A 24,158-nucleotide genomic window follows, 5' to 3' on the forward strand; every position below is an offset into this window, starting at 1 on the left:
AGCGAAAGGAACAAAATCAAAGAAAAAACCGCTATGCAATCGTATGCACAGCGGTTTTTTATATCTTTTGGAAAAAGTGGTACAAAAGTGAATATATTAATTTAAAGGTATTACTCGTCTGCTAATGTGCATTTTCCTTTAGGATGCGTTAGACCCGCTCTGGTCATCAGGACTGCCGCTCGCATCATTAAATATCTGCAAACGCTGTTCAATATCACTGCTCGTTCTGAGAGTAAAACACTTGCGTGCCTCCTCCTTCGCATCAGCAGCCGTAGTATTCAAAACTCTATGCTTCACGCGTAGCAAGGATTGCGGAGACATGCTGAGATGACGAATCCCGAGTTCCAGCCATAACGGAATGGAGCGCTCGTCCCCTGCCATCTCACCACACACACTCACGTCAATCCCTGCCGTATGTGCTGCGTCTACGGTCGCTCGTAGCATACGCAGCACAGCCGGATGATACGGATGATACATATGAGCAATCTGTTCATTCATTCGGTCTACCGCTAGCACATACTGTACCAGATCATTTGTTCCGATACTGAAGAAATCTGCTTCTTCCGCAAGAAGATCTGCAATCATCACGGCAGCAGGGACCTCAATCATGATGCCTACCTGAATGTTTGAATCGTAGGTCAAGCCCCTTTCATCCAGATCAACCATCGCTTCCCGAAGGATTTCGTTGGCTTGTTGCAACTCCTCAACCGAGGAGATCATGGGATACATAATTTTCACATTGCCCGCTGCGCTCGCACGTAGAATGGCCGTTAGTTGCGTTTTGAACAGATCCTTGCGATCCAGACTGATCCGAATGGCTCGGTACCCTAGAAACGGATTATCCTCTTCAGGTAATTCAAAATAATCAAGCTCTTTGTCGCCTCCAATGTCGAGTGTTCGTATGACAACGGGCTGACCTGCTGTTTTCTCCGCAACAAGCCGGTATACTTCATACTGTTCCTGCTCCCCCGGGAAGGTCGCACGATCCATATACAGAAATTCGGTTCGGAACAACCCTACACCCTTGGCACCATGTTTCAATGCCAGATCAAGTTCCTTCACAGAACTGATATTGGAAGCAAGCTGTAATACCGCTCCATCCTTGGTCACCGCATCTACGGTGGCAAGCACCTGCAACTGTTCTTTTTTCTGCATCTCCTTGTTGCGAAGCATCGTGTATCGTTCAATGGTTTTGCGATCTGGCTCTGTGAATACCAGCCCATTATCACCGTCTACGACAAGCATGTCCCCTGTTTCGACCGGCATGCCAAGACTCGCTTCCAATCCGGAAACGAGAGGAATCCCGAGTGCACGTGCCATAATGGCCGAGTGAGATGTCTTACCTCCAATAAGCGTAACAATACCCAAAACATAGCCTGGATTTAAATGCGCCAATTGAGATGGTGACAGCTCTTTAGCAACGAGAATGTAAGGTTGTGTATCTGAAGGCAGCGTAATCTCAGGTGCACCCAGAAGATGTTTAAGCAGGCGGTTACCGACATCCTTGATATCGATTGCCCGCTCCTTCATATACTCATCTTCCAAAAGGTCAAACATGGTGACAAAGTGGTCTATCGCCTCTTTAACCGCCACCTCTGCCGCCTTATACTGACGCTCGATAATGCCGCGTATTTCATTCATGAAGACCGGATCTTCCAGAATGGCCAAATGCGCATCAAAGATGCTGGATTCCTCAGGGCCTACAACTTCTTTAAATTCATTTTTGATATATTCGATCTCATCCTTCGATGTCCGTATCCCCTCGTACAGCCGTTCGAATTCCTGGGCAAGATCCACCGAATCCATCTTCTGGTCCGGTAGATCCCATTCCCAGCTGGGCAGGACAAATGCTTTGCCGATGGCGATGCCTGCAGCTCCATTGATGCCTTGTATCTTCATTCTACCCCTCCAACGTTCCTGTCATAGAGCACCACGGACATGACGGATGCCTGACCTTTCTTCACTTGCTTGAATGGAGCAAAACTCCATGATTTTACACGATCCGGATTCGTAATGACCATCGGAGTCGTGAGTGACGCAGCTTGTTCACGTAATACGGCCAGATCAAACTTGATCAGCAGTTGTCCAGGCTCAACCGTATCCCCTTCTTGCACAAACGCTTCAAAATGCCCTTTCAGCTGCGAGGTGTCGATTCCGATATGAAGCAGAACCTCCAAGCCTTCGCGTGTAGAAATGCCTAGGGCATGCATCGTTGGATACAAATGCATGATCGTTCCAAAGACAGGCGACACCAGTTCTCCTCGCTCCGGTACAAACGCAACCCCGTCTCCAACGAGCTTGGCTGCAAAAATCTGATCTGGCACTTCCTCAATCGGGAGCATTTTCCCCTGCACAGGTGCAGCGAACAGTACCTGTTGCAAATCCCGTTCCAGCAGCTTCGCAATCTCTTCCCGAATTAGTTCGGAATAGGTGCCGAATACAACCTGCACGTTACCTCCGCCGAGCTTGATCAGTCCAGCGGAACCCAGATTCTTCATCGCTCCGGTATCAATCAACCGATCATCGTGAACCGTCAGACGAAGGCGTGTAATACATGCCTCCACCTGCACGATGTTGCTTTTCCCGCCCAATGCTTCGAGAATCAACGGAGCTTGATAAGGGATATTTCCAACCCAATCTTCCAGCATAGACCCTTCTTCTCGCCCTGGTGTCGGGATTTTGAACGTACGAATCGCCCAGCGGAACAGGAAATAATAGACTAGCCCATATAGTATGCCAATCGGAATGAGCTTCCAAGCATTCTCAGACAGATGGAAATTGAGTATGTAATCAATAACACCAGCCGAGTAAGAGAAACCATGCCTTATATCCAGCCAATAACTAAGCCACATGGCCACCCCGGACATCACTGCATGTACGATAAACAGGTACGGCGCCGCGAAAAGAAAAGCAAACTCGATCTGCTCGGACACCCCTGTTAAAAAACAGACCAATGCAGAAGTCAGAAACGTTTTTCTGATTTTAGGTTTTAGATCTTCCCTGGCCTCTTGAATAATGGCAAAAGCAATCGCAGGGATAGCAAACATCATAATCGGGAAAAGTCCAGCCATGAAAAATCCAGCTGACGGATCGCCAGCAAAGAAACGTGGCAAATCCCCTTGCACAATATTGCCACTCGGTGTTTCATAGGTTCCCAACTGGAACCAGAATACGTTATTCAGCAGATGATGAAGCCCAAAAGCAACCAGCACCCTATATAACACACCATAGATAAACAATCCGAAGCCGCCTAAGCTGTATTCCCATGTTGCAATGGAATTCAGACCATGCTGCAAAACAGGAGCAATCCATAACATAAAGCAGGAAAAAAGAGCCGAACAGAGTCCGACGATAAGCAAAACAAACCTTGATCCGCCGAAAAATTGCAAGATTTCCGGCAGTTTAATGCTTTTGAACCGATTATGCATTCCACCGGCTAATGCACCGAGTATAATTCCAATTAATGATGCTGGCTGCACCGTGCCATCCCCGAAATTACGGGTGACCTGATCATAGATAACGATACCAGCCAGCGCTGCAAGTCCAGCTTGACCGGCCTGGTTGGAGAGCCCCAGTGCCACACCGACAGCGAACAAATACGGCAAAAAATAAAAAATACCGTGTCCGGCCACGGTAGACACTTCACCAATAACTCCCAGTCCCCAGGCGTTCCAGGGCAGACTGCCTACGCTGAGCAAAATGGCAGCAGCGGGCAGGACCATTGTAGGCAGCATAACCGCTCTTCCGAGCTGCTGCAAGGATCCGAGCCAATTCATGGCGACCTCTCCTTTCTATCCTAGATGGTAAGCTTTACACAGCATTTTGTCAAAGTAAAAGAGGGGAGTTATATCCCCTTTTTACTGTACATTTAAGATTAGAGTTTGTTTATCTGATAGCTAGCAGTTTAGTTCCAGTAACATATATAGTTCCATCCCTTGAAACGAGCCATTGATCTTGTAAATCATGATTGATGATCATTTTCCAGTTCACTTTGGCTGAAGCAAGGTTCATGGAAACTAAATAGTTTATATTTTTAGCATAGTTTTTGTAATGATAGATTAGATTGCCGTTACGATCAATAATGGGTTCACTGGTAAAATAGGTTTGATTCTCTTTATTAAACGTGGTTACTTTCTTGCTCAGAGCATGATAGATATTTGTTCCAAATACGACGTCACCTTGCTTGCTGATTGAAGGAGCAAGTGAGTTGCTTGTACTTTGGAAACCTCCCTTGACGGTTTTCTTCAGCTTGCCCTGGGCATCAAAAATATGAAGATCATCGTGTCCGACCACATAAATCTGATGATTATCATAAATCGGACTCTGCAGATTCTCCCCGGTATACCGGGTACCTGATATTTTTTTACCCGCTAGGCTGTATTGAATCAATTCACCTGATTTCACTCTGCCGTTCTCTTTAATACTGCTTAAGGAGGACAGTGTCAAAAAAATTCGATCTTTAACAAAGACTGGATCAGATACAACGAAGAAAGGACTTGAATTGATCTCTGTGCCAAGAAGACTGTTAAACTTCTCACTGCCGTCCATATTAACGCCGAGCAATCTCTTCTCTTCTTTAAAATCTTGTCCCTGACTTATAGGTTTATTATTATGTATAACTTGTACATAAGAAGCCGTAAAAATAATAACTCCATCCTTGCTGACATCCACATTATAATTAGCTGTGTAATCCTTGTACCTTTTCTCCCAAATCTGTTCTCCGTCTAATGTATAGTTTGATATGCTCGCCGTTCCAAAATTCTCTGACCCCCTGCCTCGTTCGGGAATATCATCACCAAGAATCACAAGAGAACTGTCTTTGTATAAATACATGTCTGATATGCTATTAATATGTTCCAATCGTTTAGCCCACTTCACTTCGCCTTTTGGTGTGACGGCAGTCAATAACGGATGACCAGAGTAATGTGAGATCACGTAAAGTGTTCCTTTGGAATCCACAACCAATTGTCTTACATAATCTTTAAAGTCCAATCCCCATTTCACTTCCGGCTTCTTGGCAGGTGCGACGAAAAGTGATTGACTTGTCCACACATCCGTTGCATGAATCGCTTCATTCGCTGCGTAAACGGGAGTCTCTAGTCGTAAAATTGCTACACATACGGCAACAAGTAGCAGAATAACTGCCTTTCTAAACCATTTCATCTATATTTCATCCTCCTTATATTTTCAATCTCATTTTACTACGCTGAACATAAAATATCCCGTGATTTTGAATAATCACGGGATATTCATTAAAATCCTAAGTTGAATATGCGATGCCATGAACGAGTTCATGAGGACAACAAGGCCTCTTAGCCACGCCCAGCGCCGCGCAGAACGATGGAATCTTCTACCTTGATACAACGATTGGTGACTGCGGTCATGCCGTTCTCTGCCGCAATCTGGACAGCCTCATCGTTATGAATGCCAAGTTGAAGCCATAATACATTGGCCTTGATCGCAGCAGCTTCACGAGCGACTTCCGCGCAGAACTCCTCACGCCGAAAAACATTAACAATATCTACAGGCTCGGGAATATCTGCGAGCGTGGCATACACCTTCTCGCCAAGAATCTCTCCCTGTGCTTGCGGATTAACAGGGATAATGCGGTATCCTCTGCTCTGCATCGCTTCCGCGACCATATACGAGGTACGGTCTGATTTGTCCGATAAGCCGACAACTGCGATGTTGCCTGCATTGCGCAAAATGTGTCCGATTTCTTCTCGAGTAGGGTTGTTAAATTCCATGTTCAAGCACCATCCTTTTCTGCTTAACGTGTTAATTTACTCTTTTACCCACTGAACCGAGGCGCCAAGCGCCTGCAAATGATCAAAATATTGCGGATATGACTTGGCTACATGGTGTGCATCCCGAATACGGATAGGCTGCTTGGCACGCAGACCCACGACAGTAAGCGCCATAATGACACGGTGGTCATAGTGAGCATTAATCTCTACGCCGCCCTCGACACCTTCCGGACGTCCGTGTACGATTATCTCCGCCTGACGCTCCTCAACGTTCGCTCCGGCCTTGCGCAGTTCATTTAAATAATCCGTAATTCGGTCACATTCCTTGTAACGCAGGTTCTCTACATTATAAAACCGTGACGTTCCTTCCGCAAATACTGCTGCCGCTACCATAGCCAATACCGCGTCCGTAGCCGCATCTCCATCGAATTCAACCGCCTTCAATCGGCCATTTCCTTGAACGTGAACCACATCATTCTCATGAGTGAGCGGCACTTCCATCATACGCAGCACATCAACGATGGCACGCTCCCCTTGCTTGCTCTGCTCCATCAGCCTGAGAATTTTCACATCAGACTGCGTAACTGCTGCGGCAGCAAGTACGGCAGCCGAGCCAGGGTAATCCCCTTGAACAGTATACGTTGTAGGCTTGTAAGCCTGTCCGCCAGGTACACGGAATGACATATAATCGTCGCTTGCATGGATGATGATCCCTGCTTGTGCGAGAACCTCCAGCGTCTGACCGATGACCACTTTTGATTTCAAATCATTCAGAACCTCAATCGTGCTGTCTTCAGCAAGCAAAGGGGTCACAAACAGCAATGCGCTCAAATATTGCGAGCTTACAGAGCCAGATACACGAATATGTCCACCTTTGGCATGACCGCCTTTAATGGTAATCGGCAGACGCCCTTGCTGATGCTCTACCTGAACCCCCATTTGACCAAGTGCATCAATCAAATCATCATGCGGCCGTTTACCCAGTGAATCGGGGTAAGTGTTCACAAATGTAACTTCAGGACACAGTGCGGTAACCCCCATAAGAAAACGAAGTACAGCGCCGGCATTCCCTACGTTTAACTCACGTACATCACGGGGACGGCTTCCAAAACCTTGAATGACGATTTTGCTGTCATCCTCTTCCAACACAGCGCCCAAATCACGGATACATCTGCGCATTGCATCACTGTCCTCGCTATGTGCCGGAAAATGAATCGTACTGGTTCCTTCCGCAAGCGCAGCGGCCAGCAGGTAACGGGTAGTATAGTTTTTGGAGGACAAAGCTCCGATTTCCCCGTTCAAATTAGGGGTAGGGTTAACAATAACGTCCATGGATGATATTCTCCTTCATTGATTGTTTTAGGTGTAATGAGTCTTCAATTGTTTTAGGTGAAGTGAGTCTTCGTAAGGCCAAATTGACATCGCCTGGTTGGCTTAGGTATCATTAGAGGCGTTAAGTCCATATAGAAAAGAGGACCTGAATATGACACAAATCGCAGAAATTCAACCATCCGAGCTGCGCCGCCGTTTACAAGCGGGAGAAAAGCTGCAGATGATAGACGTCCGCGAGGACGAAGAGGTCGCGCAAGGCATGATTGCTGGTGCCAAACATATTCCACTGGGACAGATTCCGGATCGCTTATCGGAGATTGATAAGTCCGGTGAGATCGTGATCATCTGCCGTAGCGGTTATCGCAGTGAACGGGCTTGTGAATACCTGCAACAGCTTGGATACGACGGCTGTACCAATCTGGTCGGCGGTATGCTGGAGTGGCAGCAGGAAGACTAAAGGTAAGGACACTGTATTCACGGCGATCCTTTCAAAGTGTTAAAGTTGGATGGATCACCCATACAGCCTACCATTCCCAAAGCGGGCCGCATGGCCCGTTTTTTTAACTGCCCTCTCTTGTTCAACTTCGACAATAACAAGCTTAGACGCGGTAATGCGCTAAAATTAAATCAGTCACTTCGGCCGCAGACAACGCAGTAGTATCCACCGTGTAATCCGCAAAACGGTATGCATCTTTACGCTCTTCCATAATCGTTCGAATGCGTTCCTCGGCATTTCCTGCAAGCAGTGGACGGTTATCACACCCGCTTACACGTTCCACTATGACCTCAGGGTCTGCTGTTAGAGCAACAACCCAGCCATTCGCTGACATGGATTTACAGTTATCCGGACGAAGTACGACCCCGCCTCCAGTTGCAATGACCTGCCCTTCGTTCTCAAGTACCGTGCACAGCACCCGGTTCTCTACGTCACGAAAGTACGCTTCTCCTTTGTTTGAAAACAATTCAGGTATGGCACAGCCTTCCTCCTGTTCAACCGCGGCATCAACATCGATTAATCGGTATCCCAGCTCATGAGAAAGCATATTAGCAACAGTTGATTTCCCCGTTCCCATCATGCCAATGAGAATAATATTTTTAGACTTGCTCAAGGTGTACACTCCTTTAATTCAAGCATTTCGTGAGCACTTTTGTCCTATCATAACACAGCCCTGCGAACGGGGGAAGGCCATGCCTGTAGCAAGCTCCTTTCGAGCCACAACCGTATATACGGTCCCTCCTCTCCCAATGATCATCATTCATTAATGTTACTAAACAGACTTTTAGATTCTCTCGATTTATGAAAAAAGAGGGACCCGATGGTGATCGGTATAATCCGATCCTCCAAGTCCCTCTTTGCATTGTATGATTTGAAGATTACTCCATCCAGTTGTGGTGGAAGCTTCCTTCTTTGTCGACACGTTTGAACGTGTGTGCGCCGAAGTAGTCACGTTGTGCTTGCAGCAAGTTTGCTGGCAAACGTTCTGTGCGGTAGCTGTCATAGTAGGACAACGCGCTAGAGAAGCCTGGTACCGGAATACCTTGTTTCACCGCAACAGCAACCACTTCACGCCATGCATCCTGGTAAGTTTCCACGATATTTTGGAAGTACGGATCAAGGAGCAGGTTTTTCAGGGCTGCATCTTTGTCGTATGCTTCCTTGATGTTTTGCAGGAATTGTGAACGGATAATGCATCCGCCGCGGAAGATCATCGCAATGTTGCCGTATTTCAGATCCCAGCCATACTCGTCGGATGCGGCACGCATCTGTGCGAAGCCTTGGGCGTAGGATACGATTTTACTTGCGAACAGCGCTTTGCGCACGTTCTCGATGAATGCTTTTTTGTCACCGGAGAATGCTTCTGCCTTAGGTCCGTTCAGGATTTTGCTTGCAGCGATACGCTCGTCTTTCATCGCCGACAAGAAACGGGAGAATACGGATTCCGTGATCATGGACAATGGTACGCCGAGATCCAGCGCGCTCTGGCTTGTCCATTTGCCTGTTCCTTTTTGTCCAGCGGCATCCAGAATGACATCAACCATCGGTTTGCCTGTTTCCGGATCGTATTTGGAGAAAATGTCCGCCGTGATCTCGATCAGGTAGCTGTCGAGTTCGCCTTGGTTCCACTCTGTGAAAATTTCATGCAATTCCTCTACCGATACACTCAGTACCGATTTCAGGAGGTGATAGGCTTCACCGATCAATTGCATGTCACCATACTCAATGCCGTTATGTACCATCTTCACATAGTGTCCGGCACCGTCTGGTCCGATATATGTACAACATGGGTCGTCACCGACTTTAGCTGAAATGGCCGTCAGAATCGGTTCCACCAGTTTATATGCACTTTCTTGTCCGCCTGGCATAATGGAAGGTCCTTTCAGTGCGCCTTCTTCACCACCGGATACGCCTGTACCGATAAAGCGAATACCTTTGTCTTCCAGTTCTTTGCTACGGCGAACCGTGTCAGGGAAATATGCGTTTCCGCCGTCGATGATAATGTCGCCCTCATCCAGGTGAGGCAGCAACTGCTCAATTGTCGCATCTGTAGCTTTACCTGCTTGTACCATGATCAGAATTTTACGCGGGGATTCCAGGGAGGCTACGAATTCTTCAATGGAGAATGTACCTGTCAGGTTTCTGCCTTCTGCTTCTTTCAAGAGGTCATGTGTCTTCTCAGGGGAACGGTTGAATACCGATACCGAAAATCCTCTGCTTTCAATATTAAAGGCCAAATTTTTACCCATGACTGCCAGGCCGATTACGCCGATTTGTTGTTTTGTCATCTGGTCCTCCATCCTTTACTCCAATTAATTTTATTGAAAAAAAATCTCAACAATACACCCATTTTAACGGTTTTATGTATGAAAGTGAACCCCGCTCCCCAGCCAGGCAGCGAGAAAATGCTGTAATCTGCTCAGGTGTTCATCGTATTTTCATAAAATACGTTATTATAGTAATAGCAATGAATCATCATCAGATTTGGAGGAGTTAGCGAATGAGCTATCAGCAACTTTCAAACGAGGAACGGTTTTCACTGGATATCCGAAGAACTTACCTTTTGGGGATGTATATGAATGAATGGGGCATGCCTGAGAGCAGAATCGTACTTTCCAAAACAGAGCGAGGCATTCATGTGGAGATCTACTATTTCCCTGCAACGTTGCAGTCTGAGATCTCCCGGTTTGTCACTGTAGATTTGTCTGAAGCTACCCGCCCTTCAGGGGAACGAGTCGCCGCAGAGTGGATGCTTGCGCTACCTTCCGATTTAGGCGGTGTAAGTGTAGAACGTGTCAACACCTACTTGGCAGATATCATTACGCATCATATCGAAAATGCTCCCGATTCGGATATCCCGCGTGTGATGAAATCAAGTCCGCTAGCACCCACAGAATGGAGTGCAACTGCCTTGTTAATTGACGAGTTGCGGGGAGAAAACGAAGCCCTCGAACTTATTCACATTGGCCAGGAGACAGTCCCTCTGTTGTGGGTCATTCCGATCACCCCGGATGAAGCAGATCTAATCCTGGAACAAGGGATTGAGGAATTTGATACTCATATAGAGAGTTCGGACTATTCCATTATTGATCCTCAGCGTCCGTAGACGAGCGGAAGAGTACAAGTCCAGAGATTCAGAATCCAAAACTAACGCTCTCTCTACATATCAAGGGGCTGCCCCTAGTCCGTTAATGACCTTTGGGAACAGCCCCTTTCAACAAAAATGATGCTCAAACACGCTTGGTCTCATCCTTCCAGCATCAGCAGATGCCCGGACAATCGCTGTAGCGCTTCACGGCAGGCGTTGGCCTTCTCTGTATTGTCGATCTGCACAGCATTATACAGGCGCTCCAGTTCATCATCGATCTCCATACGCAGCAGCAGTAGCCGTTCTTCGCCTTCGCGCGAGAGGAACATTTCTTCCATCTCTTCCGCCGTAGGCGCAGGTTCTTTTTGAAAAATAACCCGTTGCTTGAATCCCGACACTTCCACCAGACGGATGACTTCACCAAACAGAATATTCTCTACCGTCATCTGCTGATCCTTGAAGCGTTTCACCACAGCATGGCCGCGTGTATCCCCAATCAGTTTCTCCAACCACTCTGCGAGCTTGGCATCCTTGATCAGATAATCTCCTGTCATTTTATAATTCCCACTGCGTGTTTGTTGAAAACGGAGCTTTACCAGCTTACGTCCGGTGCGGACTGACAGGATAAAGAAGGATTCGTCCTCGCTCCAATATAGTGAATACCCCTCACGAATTAGGTCTTTGATTAGATTTTGGATATGCCGACGGTTGAACCGCAGCTCCAGATTGCAATATTCAACTTCATAACTCTTGTTCACGGCACTCCCTCCATCTGTACCGGATCTGCTCCGGCCCTCATGTTTCAAGCGCTTGTGTTACATCGGCTTACCCTATTTTATACTTCATTTTATGTAAGGGTACTTGGTTATTTGACTATTTTTCACGGAATACGAATCCGAATTAAAGCTTTCCGCAGATGCACAGGGGCAAGCCCCCGGTAATTCATCGTGATTCGATTCTTTTCTGCTCCAATATGTACAAGTGACAAAATCATGATCATTGTGATGTACAGCCGAGATAACTCACTTCATTTGCACTAATTGACGACTCCCAGGCATTACAATACATCAAAAAAAAGAAGATCCTCAACCCTGATCAGGGTTTATGGATCTCCTTTTTTCTGTCCTTCATCTATCCAACAGGTGCGGTACGGTAAGGCTTGCGTGCCAAAACAAAGTGAACGACGAAAAGTCCTGCCATCACAAGAGCGCTCGCGATAAACGGAGCAGGATGACTGATGTGATCCCACAACAACCCCGACACAATCGGACCAAAAACCATACCCGAACCTTGCAATGTAAGGAAAAATCCCCATATTGCCCCACGTTCCCCTTCTGGAATCAGTGTGGCAACAAATGCATTCCAAGCCGGAAGAATCATCGCATAACTGACGCCGACAAGCATGACAATGCCAAAAACAACAGGAATGGCTGTCACTGTCGCGAAAACAAACAAACTTGCTGCCGCCATCAAAAAACCGATATTCAGGAACGGCTTCGTACCGAACTTGTCCACCATTTTCCCAACAGGAAGCAATGCGATGACGGTAATCCCTCCTCCTGCAATGAGTAGCAGGCTGTACAGATTAGGTGAGATATTCAGATCTGTTCGTGTATACAGCGTAATGACAGGGCTGAGCAGACCAATCACAAATGACTGCATAAAGAGAGCGGGATAGACCAGCGGATTAACGTTGAGCGTGCTGCGCACACGATGTAATGTACGCTTTACGCTCTGTTGCAGCCGAATGAACGGGGTAAGAAGATTCGGCTTGGCTGGATATTTCTGATTTGCAGACATCAGGCCTTCTCCAGCATCTCCCGCTTCTGTTGCTTGTCCCCCTTGAACCACAACACGGCCCGGAAGAATCATAGCAACCAGGATGACCAGAATTGCACATCCCATGAGGATGAGGAAAATTGTTCGGTAATCATGATCGGTCCGCTCCAATAGCCAGTTCATACCAACAGGCCCGAGCCCCGTGCCTCCCAAAGCCGCCATTTCCAGCGCACCCATCGCTGTTCCGTTTTTGTTCTGTGGGCCTGACATCGCAGTTACTCCCGTCATTGCGCAGGGCCACAAGGGTGACGTACCGATTCCGAGAATGAGACAAGCCATAGATAGTCCAACGGCACTTTTGAGAAAAAGAATCATGATAACGGCAATCAAAGTACAGATCAGAGCTGTTACCATCGTGGCGCGGAAACCGATTCGTTCTGCTGCCCAGCCTGAAGGGGCTCTAAACAGATTATCTCCCAGATACTGGAGAGCAAATGCTACGCCGATGACGCCAGCAGACAACCCCAGAATATTATCCATATATACGGGTAGAACGGCGACCAGCAGTGCCCCCTTAATGATCTCCACCAGAAAAAGTGTCAGCCACATCGCGATAAAAAAAGGCGATCTCAGGATCTTGGCTGGTTTGATGTCGGTTTGCATTCTTTTTCCCCTTTCAAGGTTCATTTACCCGTCCTCTACACATAGTGTAACCGGGGACATGACAAGCAAATCTCACCAATTCAAAAATTTGTCGTTCATACCGCTTGCATTCAGTGCTTATTTTGCTATACTCATCTTTGTTTACCATTTTACTTAGGAAGGGTTGTGACAGCACTGATGAATCACCACCGTACGCCGCTGTTTACCGCTTTGAAAAATCACGCGGCACTCAATCCCGTACAGTTTCACATTCCGGGACATAAAAAAGGATTGGGAGCGGATACCGAATTCCGTGAATTTATTGGCGATAACGCCTTCTCCATAGATTTAATCAACATCGCACCACTCGATGACCTGCATCAACCGACAGCTGTCATTCGGGAAGCACAGATGCTTGCCGCAGATGCCTTTGGAGCCGATTATACCTATTTTAGTGTACAGGGTACAAGCAGTGCGATTATGACGATGATTCTATCGGTATGCGGACCTGGGGACAAAATTATCGTACCCCGCAACGTACACAAATCTGTCCTGTCCGCCATTATTTTCTCAGGAGCCAAACCTGTATTTGTTTCTCCTGCACAGGATGTTAACCTTGGCATCGATCACGGTGTAACCATCCAATCGATTCGTCGTGCGCTTGAGCGCCATCCGGATGCAAAAGCTTTATTGGTCATTAATCCAACCTATTACGGTGTATGTACAGACCTGAAGTCCATCGTAGAGCTGGCTCACAGCTATCAAGTGCCCGTTCTGGTGGACGAAGCACACGGGGTACTTATTCATTTCCATGAGGATCTGCCGCTGTCTGCAATGGCTGCTGGAGCTGATATGGCTGCTACAAGTGTGCACAAGCTTGGTGGTTCGATGACACAGAGCTCCGTGCTGAATCTGAACACCAAGAACGGGTTCGTCAACCCACAACGTGTACAGACCATCTTGAGTCTACTGACATCCACATCCACGTCATACGTATTGCTTGCATCGCTGGACACCTCCAGACGTAATCTGGCGCTCCATGGTCACGAGATTGCGCAGAAGGCCATTGACCTGGCGGAGTTTGCAAGGCGTACGATCAATGACATTGATGGCTTGTACTGTTTCGGAAAAGAACTGTTAGGCACAGAAGCCACTTTCAATTATGACCCAACAAAAGTCACGATTCATGTGCGCCATCTCGGCATTACAGGCTACGAAACCGAGAACTGGCTGCGTGAGCATTATAATATTGAAGTAGAGCTTAGCGACATGTACAATATTCTGTGCCTTATCACGCCAGGTGATACAGATGACAGCGTGAATATCTTACTTAATGCGCTACAGGATTTGTCCCGTACTTATTATCAGGTCAATCCGGCGCATGAACTGGTTGTCAAAGTTCCAGACATCCCTCAGCTGATGTTGACCCCGCGTGATGCTTTTTACGGAGATACTGAGGTCATTCCTTTCAAGGAATCCGCTGGACGCATTATCTCCGAATTCATTTATGTGTACCCGCCAGGTATTCCGATCCTGCTTCCGGGCGAGGTAATCACGCAAGAAAACATCGATTATATCATTGATCATGTCGAGGTCGGACTGCCCGTTAAAGGACCCGAAGACCGTAGCGTTACGAACGTCAAAGTCATCGTGGAAGCTGACGCCATTTTCTAGCTGCACTGAAAAGGACCGGGTCTAACACCTGGTCCTTTTTGATTTTCATTTTTTGTGACACTCTGTCTCCGCATCGGCCGACAATCCAAACCAACGACAAAAGACCCCCTGAGATTCAAGGAGTCCTTGTGTCCTATTCCAAAAGAATGACTATTCTTGGGAAGCAGCAACCAGTTCGTTGTATGCCGCTTCAACACGGTTCCACTCTGCTTCGTCTTCAATATTGTAGAGCACCATTTCCTCGTCTTCTTCTTCCATACGCAGGATGATGCCGTCAGCTTCAGGATTGTTGCGTTCCAGCAGAAGTGCATAAACGTGATCTTGCACGTCAAACGTTTCTACCAAAACCATCTCCACGTCTTGACCGTTCTCATCAGTCAATGTGAGAAGGATCTCTTCGTGCTCATGATCGTGATCATGGTCGTGACCGCAACCGCAGTTATCTCCATGCTCGTGTTTGTGATCGCTCATTGTAATACCTCGCTTCATCAATAGAAAATGTGTAACCCTGCATATCGTAACATGTTCACAGAGCCAGGTCAATTTGAGGGATAGCGTTTATTCGCCTTTAGTCATTCAAGGCTGTAATGATTTTTTCGGCGACCAGAACATAGTTGCTGTTTGCATTTTCTTTAATATGAAAACCGACCTGGTATTTGCCAGCACGACTAAAATCATAAGTGAAATCATACGTACGGAACCAGAAGTTATCCTTCTGTGTAGTCAGATCCTGAGCCTGAATATCCTTTACCTGACCGCTCGGGTCCGTTATGGTAACTTTCACGGCAGCCACATCGGTTGTGAGGCTGTCGACCTGTGAGAACACATTAAATTTCAATTTGCCCACATTGACGTTCCCAAACACAGTGTCTCCCTTGAAGAGAAAAATATGTACGTTCGGCTTGATCACCGTTACTCGCTTGTTACTATTGTCCCACCGAGCAATGCCTCCAGCCTCTCTTACAGGTACATAAGTCGTTCCATCAATCAAATAACCACCGTCAGACGCTTCCTTGCCGTTAATGAGCACACGAATCTTCTCGTTCACAGAGTCCGCAAATAATAAAGACCCGCCCAGCAAGGAGAATACCATGACACACAGCAGCACTCTTTTCCATTTCATCCCGTCAATATACCCTCCCTTGCTGTTAGCTTGTTTGTAGATTTATACTGCGAACGGCTCCACAAAGTTGCGCTGTTTTTCATCATTTTTCATTTTTTATCCAAAATATTTACCACGCTCTGGTAAACACAAAAAAAAGGCTACCCTGTTTTCAGGATAACCTATGGTGTCGCATTTTATATATACGCCATTAGACGAAGTATCATGAAGATACGTGGCGAGTGAGGATACAGGGAACCCCTTTGCCAACCGCCCCGCTTTCTCTCATTCGTGCAGCATATTCCGTCCCTCGTAAGCAAGGTGTCTTGCAGCGTTCACATACATCGGATGTGACCAGCTTCATGGATACACGCATCTTGTCACTTTTTAACGCGGGAGCTTTCTTTCCTTTTGCCTTTGCCATCACGGATTCCCCATTTCCCATAATGCTGACTGAATAGTGCATCATATGGGGAAACGCCCAATTGTGTGCCTACCTTAAAAAACGTATTTAAATACTAAAAAGATAACGAATAAAATACCACCGAGAATCAGCCAATTGCTGATCTAATGCGAAGCAAGTATAAGCCAAAAACCTCCGAGTCTTCGGAGGTCTTTGGCTATTGCATTTATTTAATACTAAATGGAACGTTACGAAACCTGTCTGCTTACGCCTGCTCCACTTTAACGTTAACATTACCTTTGATCGCTTTGGAATAAGGGCAATATTCATGTGCAAGTTTCACAAATTTTTGTGCCGTTTCTTCATCCAGACCGAGAATTTTCACTTCTAGCTCAACATCCAGCTTTACACCACCATCTGCCGGGTCCGCTACCAAGGCAACCGTTGCAGATACTGTGCTGCGTTCAATCGTTACATTGTGCTTTTTCAATTGAAATTCCAACGCAGAATTAAAACATGCACTGTATCCTGCTGCAAACAGTTGCTCCGGGTTAGTCGCTGTTGTTACTTGACCTCCAAGTTCAGGGGGTGTAGCTACATCCATCATGAATACGTTATCCGGGGATTGTACGATCCCTTGGCGTCCACCTGTATTAATAACTGTCGTTTCATATAGAGTTTTCATATTAAAATTCTCCTCTTCCGATTTAAAGTTTGTTATATGGTTTGAACATGTTTTCTTTTAACTTGTTTACAAATTGATTGTACACAATTAAATTTGGTTTGTAAATAGTTTTTTGAAATAAACAAATGAAATTAAAAAGAGCCACCTTGTAAGGTAGCTCTCTATATACTGATATCAGCCTAAAACATGCATGCGTTCATCCCATTATTTAGCTACGAAGGACAAGTCGGGCAACTGAATCCTATTTGGTTGTTTCGGATTGCTCCGTTTTTTCACTCTGTTGATTTTGATTACCGGAATTACGATTGAACCCTGAGCCTCCGAATCCACCCCTCATTCCGTTTCCTTTGAGACCATCTCCCAATTTGGTTAGATCAACGGAAGATGCATCAATCAGTTTATCCGCACTCGCCTTTTGCCCTTCCGTAGTGGAAGGAATCGTTCCATCAAGCTGTCCTTGAATGCTCTCGGCACGTAACGTGCCTAATTTAGTCAATTCAGTAACAGCTTCTTTATACTTGTCATATGTCACAAACGCTGTAGCATCATTTTTAACGTAATCCGTGATCAGATTGTTTAACGTCTGAACCGTCTGCTGGAATTTTCCGTTTGCAAAATAACCCTCAACGATCTCCTGCAAGTATTCATGGTACTTCGCTTTGTACTCAGGAACCTCCAGCAACTTGCTTAGAATCGGCCGTTCTTCCATCGTTACGCCTGATAACGGGGTATCAATGGCAAGATTGATCACATCGGATGCGGAACCTGCCTGGAATCCACCAAAAGCCATATTGTAGTCCCATGGCAACATACTGATCTTGCCGTTATTCTCGTATAAATAATAGTTATGCCCCATATTGGATGTGTAACTATCCATGTTCACAACCACATTATGAGCCGCAAAATATTTGAGCACAGCATCCACATCTACATATTTCTCAAGATCGGTGCCGGCATTCAAGTTTTTGAGTGCCTCAACCACACGTTGTTCATCTTCTTCCGTCGTTTTGGTCTTTGCATTATCAAAAATGCCAGCATAACTGGACACTTTATCATCCGTATACACTAAGGATACGCCGTTCGTGCCACCATTCATTCCACCGCCTCTGCCGAACCCCCGACCACCCTCTCCGCGAGTGTTGGCAGTCTGAGAGTTGGCATCACCTGTTCCTTCACCTTGATCGCTTGGTGGCTCCATGCCTTCAGGAGGCTGACGGTCTCCCATCCCTCCAGCATCCCCTTCTGTTGGCGGGTTACCCATTCCCATTGGGTTTCCCATTCCGCCCGCTCCCATATTGCCATCGTTATTGGGCTTGTAGATCTCTCCTTCACCATTCTTCGCACGTGCCAGATATCCGCTGTCTATGTCTTCAACAGCCAAATATAAGCCCCACGCCTTACCGTTGACGTTAATGTTGGCAAAAGAAAACAGCGGTGCATCAACTCCGATATAACTCATGATGTCATAGCTGAGATACTCTTTCATATAACTGGCGTCGGAAATCATATTATTCACGACCATTTTATCAAGACCATTCCAGGTCTGCCCTTTGACGTATTCGTCAAACTTGATTTTGAAACTATACCGATCGGTTGAATCGTCCTGTGCCACTTGCCTCAAACTGGAGTTTCCTTTGGCTCGTATACCTACAGTTTCTATGGTTGTTCCATTGATCGTTACATTGGCCTTGATATAGTTTTCCTCTGTTGCCGTGTCCAGCATTTCCTGCCAGGCATCCTCATCTACATCAATCGAGAAAGACATCACTTCCGTTTTATTAAAGTTTTGTGCGTAATCCACCGTTTTTGTCTGATCTTCTGTGGATGGGTTCTCTGTAGTCGTAGTCGTTGTTGTTAGCAGAGCTCCACTCTCATTGCTACAAGCCGCTAATAACATCGAAGCAATCACTGTAGTTGTCATAACATTTCGCCATTTGTTGTTTATCATGCCATTTCCCGCCTTTTGTTCTCTTTTAAATTCCTGCTACAGAGAAGTTTAAAAGAGAAACCTTAAATGGAACTGAACAGGCAAAAAGAGCCACCTTATAGGCGACTCTTTATAAACATTTCTATTTTTATGGTTCTATTTTATTGTAAAATGTATCATTCGACTTTTTTGCTATCTTTCAATTTACCGTTGCCATCCAGCTCATAGGATTGGTAAATGTCATTAGAGAGCGTTAGAGATTCCAGAATCTTCTCCATAAAGGACGCTGAGGCCTTGTCACTGAGATGGTCGCCATTCCAATAGTAATGAATCATAAGACGATTCTGATTGTATGGATGTTTAATGACATATGCTCCGGAATGTCCAGATGCGTTCATGGCCTCTTTCCAGTCCAAACCGATATCAGTTGCCCGGACCATTATATTTTTTTTCAAAGCTTGAACCATGCCATTTGACTTTGCATTACCAACAAGAATGAGGTTACTACTGCCAATCTCACGTTTCAGCTTCTGCTTCAACTGTTTTCGATCCCGAACTACATCGTACTTCATGCCAAATACATCGAAAATCTGAGTTAACTGGCTGGCCGCTTGTTCCTGTTGTTTCGCCGCTTCTTTGCTTACTTGATCTCCAAGTACAATGGTTAACGGCTCTCCTCGGAAGGACTTTTCCATTAAACGAATCATCACTTCGTAAGGCAGATTGGGAACGTTGTTCACCACTCCTTCATACTGCGGCTGATAGACATCATGCATATATGCTGCAAGTTCCTTCTCAGACATTTGATATTCTTGCTTAAGCTCAAATCCCGGTTTCCTTAAAGCGTTTTCCATGTCCTGACGCTGTTCTTTACCAAGCACATCCTCAATGGTACCAAGTAATCCATCCATTGTAGCGTTTTGGTAGACAAAGCGATGAAAATATTCCTTCATAAACGCATCAAATTTGGGTTCACCAACAGAGCGGTATAATTGATATATGGCCTGTCGACCCTTTTGGTAAAATACATAATCAGCCATTTCTCCTACTTGTTCATTCGTTGAGGCGATTGGCAGATCAATAGGTGATGGATCAAGCTGAATCGATCTGAAACCTCCCAGCTTATTGCCCTGCTTTTCTAAAAAATACACCGTGGAGAACTCGGCAAAACCTTCATCCAGAAAGGATTCCGTTTCTGAGTTGTTCCCGATCAAAGCATGGAACCACTGATGTGCAATCTCATGCACAAACGTGGTATCGTTTTCTGGTAATAACTCCGCAGCACGCTCCGGCATTTGGATTAATCTTGAGTATTCAACGCCAAAACCATCCACATAAGTTTCAATAATCCGAAATTCGGGATACGGATATTTACCATATTTCTCATTGTAAAAAGCGATGACTTTAAATGCATAATCGATGTATTTGTCCACCGCCGCTTTTTTGGCAGGCTCATCACCCGAATAAAAATATTCCACGGTAAGACCATCACGCGTCTCACGTTCTACCTTTAAATTAGGACCAGCAAAAAAAGCAAATTCTCTGGTGTTCGCTGCGCGCGCTGTAACCACTTTCCGTCCTTGTTCAGTACTGTTTTTGGAAGTGATATCTCCCGGCATGACCACCTGATATGACTCAGGCACATTGAACTCAACATCGAAATCTGATGAGGTATAGTAATCACTCTCGAATGAAGTGCTGTACGGTGTCTTGTTCCATTGATGCGTGTTCTCGTCATACACAGACATCACCGGAAACCAATGTGCTCCGTTGACCTGATCCTTGTAATAAGATAATCGTTGCATGCCATAAGGAATGTCGAGCCGATAATCCACTTGGAAGGTAATAGACTGGCCCGGTTGCAAAGGTGCCTTCAATTGTACACGTAATGCCTGATCTTTGTTATCAAAAAGAAGCTTCTCCCCTTGTTTCGTCACTTTCACAATATCCATTCCGCCCAAGAAATCTGATGCTTTCTTTTCCGGGTGTTCTTTGGCTATTTGCTCATTCTGGCCTGTATACATGATCGTTTGTGTTGCTTTGGAACGATTAGCATCTGCATAGGTATGCATGACCAACTCTTGAAGGGTATCTTTGCTCGTATTCAGATAGGTCACGGTCTGGCTACCCTCTATTGTCATGTCTTTTTCGTTCAGACGTGCTTTGATCTGGTACTGAATCGGGGATTGATCTTGAGACATGGCTTGTTGTGAGCGCATGCGAAATGCTTGTTGCATCTGGAACGTGTTCTGTGTTGTCTCAGCTCTGGCAGTTAAGCTGTCCCCCTCCGAGGAGGTGGCATACGTAGTATGGATGAATGAGGATGTTGTGAGCGCCAGCACCAGTGTGCTTAGTACGGCCTTTTTAATCACGTTTTTGTTAGTAGATCGGGTTTTGGAAGCGTGCATTTTCTCTCTCCTTCTGTTGTACGTTCTTAACTACAACAATAAGAGATCAACCTTACGTTGAATTTAGGTTTGGTTTAAATTTTGTTTAAAAATAAAAAAAAGAAGTCCTGCTATGCAAGACTTCTCACATATGATCAGTAGTGCACTCCACTCCCCTGTGTCAACTCCCTGAATATTTACTTTCACTCGATGAATGTCCCAAGAATTCTTTAATTCTACCCTTAATCTCTACTGAGATTTTTTCTTTGCTGACGTAAATAACATCAATTAGTGTACTTAACATCATTTTCTTCTTTTCCATTGTCGCTTCATCAAAAACATCTTGCCAAACCGGAATATACTCCATTAATGTTTCCAGTTCAGACAATTCAATCTTTTTAGAGGATAGTATTCTTTCAGTTTCATTCATTTCATTGGTAGTTTGCGTAATCTCCGATTCCTTCTTCTTGATAAGATCATTAAGCATCTTTGGTTTGAAGGCGCTTTTGCCCATAATTGATTTGGGGACTTCGGCGTTAAGAACAGATAGCTCATTATAATGTTCTTCAAGTATACACTGTAGCTTCTTAATTTTTTTCTCTTCCTCATTTGATATTTTCTTTTTGATCAAAACTATCTCCGAACTAAAATCTATTGTCTCGAGTTGATTTAAGTGACTATTTACTTGCTTCATTACTTGTCTCTCAACCATCTTAGACGAGAAAGTAGCTTGACCGCTACAATCGGTTTTCCCTTGTAATTTTCCGGTGCACCGATAGCTTTTATTTTGATTGTATCTAAGTATTTCTCCATTTGCAGCCTTATATTTATTCACAAATGTTGTTGAAGTTAGCCTTGAGTTACAACACCCGCATCTCGCTATTCCAGTTAAAAGTAAACTTCCTTTTGTGCTCATCGGCACGGAATTATCATTGTTTTGCTTACTTTTGGGATTCTTTTTTTCTCTAATATCTTGAGCTGAATTCCACTCTTCTTCGGATATTATCATTAATTCAGGAATAGGTTCAGAGAATACGGCGTCTCCCGATCCTTTCCTGTATCTCATTATTCCTTTATAGATAGGGTTTTTAAGAATGACATTCACAGTAGCCGCACCCCACTGTTTAGCCTTTCTTGTGGGAATTTCCTCTTCATTCAACAATTTAGCTATCCTTAGTTGTCCGTATCCTTCGTCTAGTACCAGTCGGAACATCCTTTGCACAACCAAAGACTCTTCTTCGTGTATTACTAATTTAAGCAACACCTTGCCCTTTTTATTAAATTTGCCGGAATCAACACTTCTATACCCGTATGGTATACCGCCACCTCTAAATATGCCATCTTCCACCATTTGCATATGCTTTTCGTTCACGCGATTAGAAGTTCTTCTACTTTCTCCGCTCGACTGCCAGAATCTAAGATAGTTCATCACCCTATCTGTATTTTCTTCAATTTTTTGCTGCCCTTCTATTACAGACCACATTTCAATTCCTCTGTTTACAAACCACTCAAGTACAAATGGTGTCTCATCATCTTTTCTGCCTAATCTATCAAACATGAATACTAGCAATACATCGAATAATCCATTTTCAGCATCATCTTTAGCCTGCCTAATTACATCTCGGTTGGAAGCAGATACTTTGAAACCTGAGACTCCTCTTTCAGAATATTCTTTTACTAACTTCCACCCCTCCTGCTTTTCAATCATTCTTCTACAAGCTCGCTGCTGCATTGGTATATCATTTCCATCCAACTGTCCTTTTGTAGATACATGATATAGGGTTGCAACGCGTTTAATTTGCTTCAATTAATTCACCACCATATCTTTTTTCTGTTATATATTTAGAACTCCCTTTTGCTACTTTTACAATTAACTAGTACTTCGATTATAGCATTAAATCAATAAGACATATTAAAGACCACCCCATATTTTGTAGGTAGTCTTCTGGTTCGTACCATATACAGTTATCTTAGATAATTTTTTCATTTCAATTAAGATAAAGCAAAAAACAGCCGTTTAGAGGCTGTCTTGGCTGTGAAATATTGTTTTATGTATAGGACGAGTGGGGATCGAACCCACGACCCTTACCCTGTCAAAGTTACGGGGTCGGGGTAATAGAATACCTTGATACTGACTAATCCAAGGTTTGGAAAGGGTTTGTCCAATCACGAGTTCTCTGATTTGCCCCACATTCTACAACTTGTATCACAGTCCGTCCCCAATTCGTCCCCAGATTGCCCCCAGATTTAATCAAGTAAAACTACGTGTTCTGAAGTTGGAGAAATCACTTTAACTTGAACCGGATTCTTTAACCCTTGCGCAGATACTAAAATTTGCGCAAGGGTTTTTGCTGCAGTAATTGTAATGGTATGATTAATATTGATCTGATGTAATCGCATGTTGCACTTCCTTTGCTTTGATTCATTTCTTAAAACCTAGAGATACATTATGTCGTTGCCCTTGGTTTAACTATTTCCGCAAGTCATGCTATACTAAAACTTGAAATTTTAATGAAGGAGTCCTCTTGGTGGAAGTTACCCGAGGGAGATGCTTACTTCAATTTTGGCTTGATCATCGCCAAATGACTCAAGCCGAATTCTCTCGAAGAACTGGTTGGTCCAAGAGAATGGTATCTTTTATCGCTACAGGAAGAAGTATGATGAATCCTGAGGCGATGTATCTGGCTACACAGATACTTGGCATTCAAATGGAGGAACTCTACGAGTGGAAAGTAACGAAGTAAGTCGCGGTTTTATCCGCGCTCCCGGGTAAAACGAGTACTAGTATAGTACTCATATGTTTTTTCTCCGTCTTCATTTATATCATTCCTTCTATGTACACACACTCATTTGCATCCCCTCACTCTCAGTCTGCTTCTTAATTCTTCCAAATTAA

At 45.0% G+C, this 24,158-nt stretch carries 21 protein-coding genes; 4 read left to right on the forward strand and 17 right to left on the reverse strand.

Going from position 1 to position 24,158, the window contains the following annotated elements; translation table 11 throughout:
• Positions 1–138: 138 nt before the first annotated feature.
• From ptsP to aroA, 5 genes are all read right to left on the reverse strand, one after another.
• Positions 139–1,899 (reverse strand): phosphoenolpyruvate--protein phosphotransferase, encoded by a 1,761-nt coding sequence (gene ptsP / locus Q9R46_RS14280; RefSeq protein ID WP_311280475.1) that lies wholly within the window; start codon positions 1,897–1,899, stop codon positions 139–141.
• Positions 1,896–3,776, reverse strand: a complete 1,881-nt coding sequence (locus Q9R46_RS14285; RefSeq protein WP_311280476.1) for a glucose PTS transporter subunit IIA — start codon at positions 3,774–3,776, stop codon at positions 1,896–1,898. The genes ptsP and Q9R46_RS14285 overlap by 4 nt, the downstream gene beginning before the upstream one ends.
• 109 nt (positions 3,777–3,885) lie before the next feature.
• The gene (locus tag Q9R46_RS14290) at positions 3,886–5,163 is read right to left on the reverse strand and encodes a hypothetical protein (protein WP_311280477.1); all 1,278 of its coding nucleotides are present in this window, start codon (positions 5,161–5,163) and stop codon (positions 3,886–3,888) included.
• Between the two features lie 149 nt (positions 5,164–5,312).
• Positions 5,313–5,747, reverse strand: a complete 435-nt coding sequence (locus Q9R46_RS14295; protein ID WP_090923677.1) for a CoA-binding protein — start codon at positions 5,745–5,747, stop codon at positions 5,313–5,315.
• A 36-nt stretch (positions 5,748–5,783) separates the two neighbouring features.
• Entirely contained in the window at positions 5,784–7,079 is a 1,296-nt protein-coding gene (gene aroA, locus Q9R46_RS14300; RefSeq protein WP_311280478.1) for a 3-phosphoshikimate 1-carboxyvinyltransferase, read from the reverse strand.
• 151 nt (positions 7,080–7,230) lie between these two features.
• Here aroA and Q9R46_RS14305 point away from each other — a divergent pair, with 151 nt between their 5' ends.
• Positions 7,231–7,536 (forward strand): rhodanese-like domain-containing protein, encoded by a 306-nt coding sequence (locus Q9R46_RS14305; protein WP_311280479.1) that lies wholly within the window; start codon positions 7,231–7,233, stop codon positions 7,534–7,536.
• 142 nt (positions 7,537–7,678) lie between these two features.
• Here Q9R46_RS14305 and Q9R46_RS14310 read toward each other — a convergent pair whose 3' ends face one another.
• The gene (locus Q9R46_RS14310) at positions 7,679–8,188 is read right to left on the reverse strand and encodes a shikimate kinase (RefSeq protein WP_260984666.1); all 510 of its coding nucleotides are present in this window, start codon (positions 8,186–8,188) and stop codon (positions 7,679–7,681) included.
• A 265-nt stretch (positions 8,189–8,453) separates the two neighbouring features.
• Entirely contained in the window at positions 8,454–9,863 is a 1,410-nt protein-coding gene (gene gndA / locus Q9R46_RS14315; RefSeq protein WP_311280480.1) for an NADP-dependent phosphogluconate dehydrogenase, read from the reverse strand.
• Positions 9,864–10,075: 212 nt separating this feature from the next.
• Between gndA and Q9R46_RS14320 the strand changes: the two genes are divergently transcribed.
• On the forward strand, positions 10,076–10,681 hold the full coding sequence (locus Q9R46_RS14320; RefSeq protein ID WP_311280481.1) for a suppressor of fused domain protein: 606 nt from the start codon (positions 10,076–10,078) through the stop codon (positions 10,679–10,681).
• A gap of 140 nt (positions 10,682–10,821) precedes the next feature.
• Here the strand turns inward: Q9R46_RS14320 and Q9R46_RS14325 are convergent, their stop codons facing one another.
• The gene (locus tag Q9R46_RS14325; protein WP_145331947.1) at positions 10,822–11,421 is read right to left on the reverse strand and encodes a hypothetical protein; all 600 of its coding nucleotides are present in this window, start codon (positions 11,419–11,421) and stop codon (positions 10,822–10,824) included.
• 373 nt (positions 11,422–11,794) lie between these two features.
• Positions 11,795–13,105 (reverse strand): MFS transporter, encoded by a 1,311-nt coding sequence (locus Q9R46_RS14330; RefSeq protein ID WP_311280482.1) that lies wholly within the window; start codon positions 13,103–13,105, stop codon positions 11,795–11,797.
• Between the two features lie 177 nt (positions 13,106–13,282).
• Between Q9R46_RS14330 and Q9R46_RS14335 the strand changes: the two genes are divergently transcribed.
• Positions 13,283–14,758, forward strand: a complete 1,476-nt coding sequence (locus tag Q9R46_RS14335) for an aminotransferase class I/II-fold pyridoxal phosphate-dependent enzyme (protein ID WP_145332866.1) — start codon at positions 13,283–13,285, stop codon at positions 14,756–14,758.
• A 150-nt stretch (positions 14,759–14,908) separates the two neighbouring features.
• Here Q9R46_RS14335 and Q9R46_RS14340 read toward each other — a convergent pair whose 3' ends face one another.
• The 8 genes from Q9R46_RS14340 to Q9R46_RS14375 all read right to left on the reverse strand — a co-directional run bounded on the left by Q9R46_RS14340 (position 14,909) and on the right by Q9R46_RS14375 (position 23,662).
• The gene (locus Q9R46_RS14340) at positions 14,909–15,229 is read right to left on the reverse strand and encodes a DUF1292 domain-containing protein (protein WP_145331949.1); all 321 of its coding nucleotides are present in this window, start codon (positions 15,227–15,229) and stop codon (positions 14,909–14,911) included.
• 97 nt (positions 15,230–15,326) lie between these two features.
• Complete coding sequence (locus Q9R46_RS14345; protein ID WP_145413884.1) at positions 15,327–15,881, reverse strand: stalk domain-containing protein; 555 nt, start codon at positions 15,879–15,881, stop codon at positions 15,327–15,329.
• A 202-nt stretch (positions 15,882–16,083) separates the two neighbouring features.
• A complete protein-coding gene (locus Q9R46_RS14350; RefSeq protein WP_311280483.1) occupies positions 16,084–16,284 on the reverse strand; it encodes a hypothetical protein in 201 nt (66 codons plus the stop codon).
• Between the two features lie 244 nt (positions 16,285–16,528).
• A complete protein-coding gene (locus tag Q9R46_RS14355; RefSeq protein WP_090923686.1) occupies positions 16,529–16,948 on the reverse strand; it encodes an organic hydroperoxide resistance protein in 420 nt (139 codons plus the stop codon).
• Positions 16,949–17,189: 241 nt separating this feature from the next.
• Positions 17,190–18,896: a CotH kinase family protein gene (locus tag Q9R46_RS14360; RefSeq protein WP_311280484.1), complete on the reverse strand. Its 1,707-nt coding sequence runs from the start codon at positions 18,894–18,896 to the stop codon at positions 17,190–17,192.
• A gap of 155 nt (positions 18,897–19,051) precedes the next feature.
• A complete protein-coding gene (locus Q9R46_RS14365) occupies positions 19,052–21,283 on the reverse strand; it encodes a M1 family metallopeptidase (RefSeq protein ID WP_311280485.1) in 2,232 nt (743 codons plus the stop codon).
• A 160-nt stretch (positions 21,284–21,443) separates the two neighbouring features.
• On the reverse strand, positions 21,444–23,069 hold the full coding sequence (locus Q9R46_RS14370) for a recombinase family protein (RefSeq protein WP_311280486.1): 1,626 nt from the start codon (positions 23,067–23,069) through the stop codon (positions 21,444–21,446).
• Positions 23,070–23,509: 440 nt separating this feature from the next.
• The gene (locus tag Q9R46_RS14375) at positions 23,510–23,662 is read right to left on the reverse strand and encodes a hypothetical protein (protein WP_311280487.1); all 153 of its coding nucleotides are present in this window, start codon (positions 23,660–23,662) and stop codon (positions 23,510–23,512) included.
• Between the two features lie 128 nt (positions 23,663–23,790).
• Here Q9R46_RS14375 and Q9R46_RS14380 point away from each other — a divergent pair, with 128 nt between their 5' ends.
• Complete coding sequence (locus Q9R46_RS14380) at positions 23,791–24,006, forward strand: helix-turn-helix domain-containing protein (protein WP_311280488.1); 216 nt, start codon at positions 23,791–23,793, stop codon at positions 24,004–24,006.
• Positions 24,007–24,158 lie beyond the last annotated feature (152 nt).

The sequence above is a fragment of the Paenibacillus sp. RRE4 genome, assembly GCF_031844205.1.
In the GTDB taxonomy this organism is placed as follows: domain Bacteria; phylum Bacillota; class Bacilli; order Paenibacillales; family Paenibacillaceae; genus Paenibacillus; species Paenibacillus xylanexedens_B.

Bases quoted from the DNA above. Each gene is read 5' to 3' on its own strand.
- Q9R46_RS14335 (WP_145332866.1), top strand. From the start codon at position 13,283: ATGAATCACCACCGTACGCCGCTGTTTACCGCTTTGAAAAATCACGCG.
- Q9R46_RS14375 (WP_311280487.1), bottom strand. From the start codon at position 23,662: ATGCGATTACATCAGATCAATATTAATCATACCATTACAATTACTGCA.
- aroA (WP_311280478.1), bottom strand. From the start codon at position 7,079: ATGGACGTTATTGTTAACCCTACCCCTAATTTGAACGGGGAAATCGGA.
- Q9R46_RS14360 (WP_311280484.1), bottom strand. From the start codon at position 18,896: ATGATAAACAACAAATGGCGAAATGTTATGACAACTACAGTGATTGCT.
- Q9R46_RS14350 (WP_311280483.1), bottom strand. From the start codon at position 16,284: ATGGCAAAGGCAAAAGGAAAGAAAGCTCCCGCGTTAAAAAGTGACAAG.
- Q9R46_RS14295 (WP_090923677.1), bottom strand. From the start codon at position 5,747: ATGGAATTTAACAACCCTACTCGAGAAGAAATCGGACACATTTTGCGC.
- gndA (WP_311280480.1), bottom strand. From the start codon at position 9,863: ATGACAAAACAACAAATCGGCGTAATCGGCCTGGCAGTCATGGGTAAA.
- Q9R46_RS14340 (WP_145331949.1), bottom strand. From the start codon at position 15,229: ATGAGCGATCACAAACACGAGCATGGAGATAACTGCGGTTGCGGTCAC.
- Q9R46_RS14365 (WP_311280485.1), bottom strand. From the start codon at position 21,283: ATGCACGCTTCCAAAACCCGATCTACTAACAAAAACGTGATTAAAAAG.
- Q9R46_RS14345 (WP_145413884.1), bottom strand. From the start codon at position 15,881: ATGAAATGGAAAAGAGTGCTGCTGTGTGTCATGGTATTCTCCTTGCTG.
- ptsP (WP_311280475.1), bottom strand. From the start codon at position 1,899: ATGAAGATACAAGGCATCAATGGAGCTGCAGGCATCGCCATCGGCAAA.
- Q9R46_RS14355 (WP_090923686.1), bottom strand. From the start codon at position 16,948: ATGAAAACTCTATATGAAACGACAGTTATTAATACAGGTGGACGCCAA.
- Q9R46_RS14285 (WP_311280476.1), bottom strand. From the start codon at position 3,776: ATGAATTGGCTCGGATCCTTGCAGCAGCTCGGAAGAGCGGTTATGCTG.
- Q9R46_RS14320 (WP_311280481.1), top strand. From the start codon at position 10,076: ATGAGCTATCAGCAACTTTCAAACGAGGAACGGTTTTCACTGGATATC.
- Q9R46_RS14330 (WP_311280482.1), bottom strand. From the start codon at position 13,105: ATGCAAACCGACATCAAACCAGCCAAGATCCTGAGATCGCCTTTTTTT.
- Q9R46_RS14305 (WP_311280479.1), top strand. From the start codon at position 7,231: ATGACACAAATCGCAGAAATTCAACCATCCGAGCTGCGCCGCCGTTTA.
- Q9R46_RS14290 (WP_311280477.1), bottom strand. From the start codon at position 5,163: ATGAAATGGTTTAGAAAGGCAGTTATTCTGCTACTTGTTGCCGTATGT.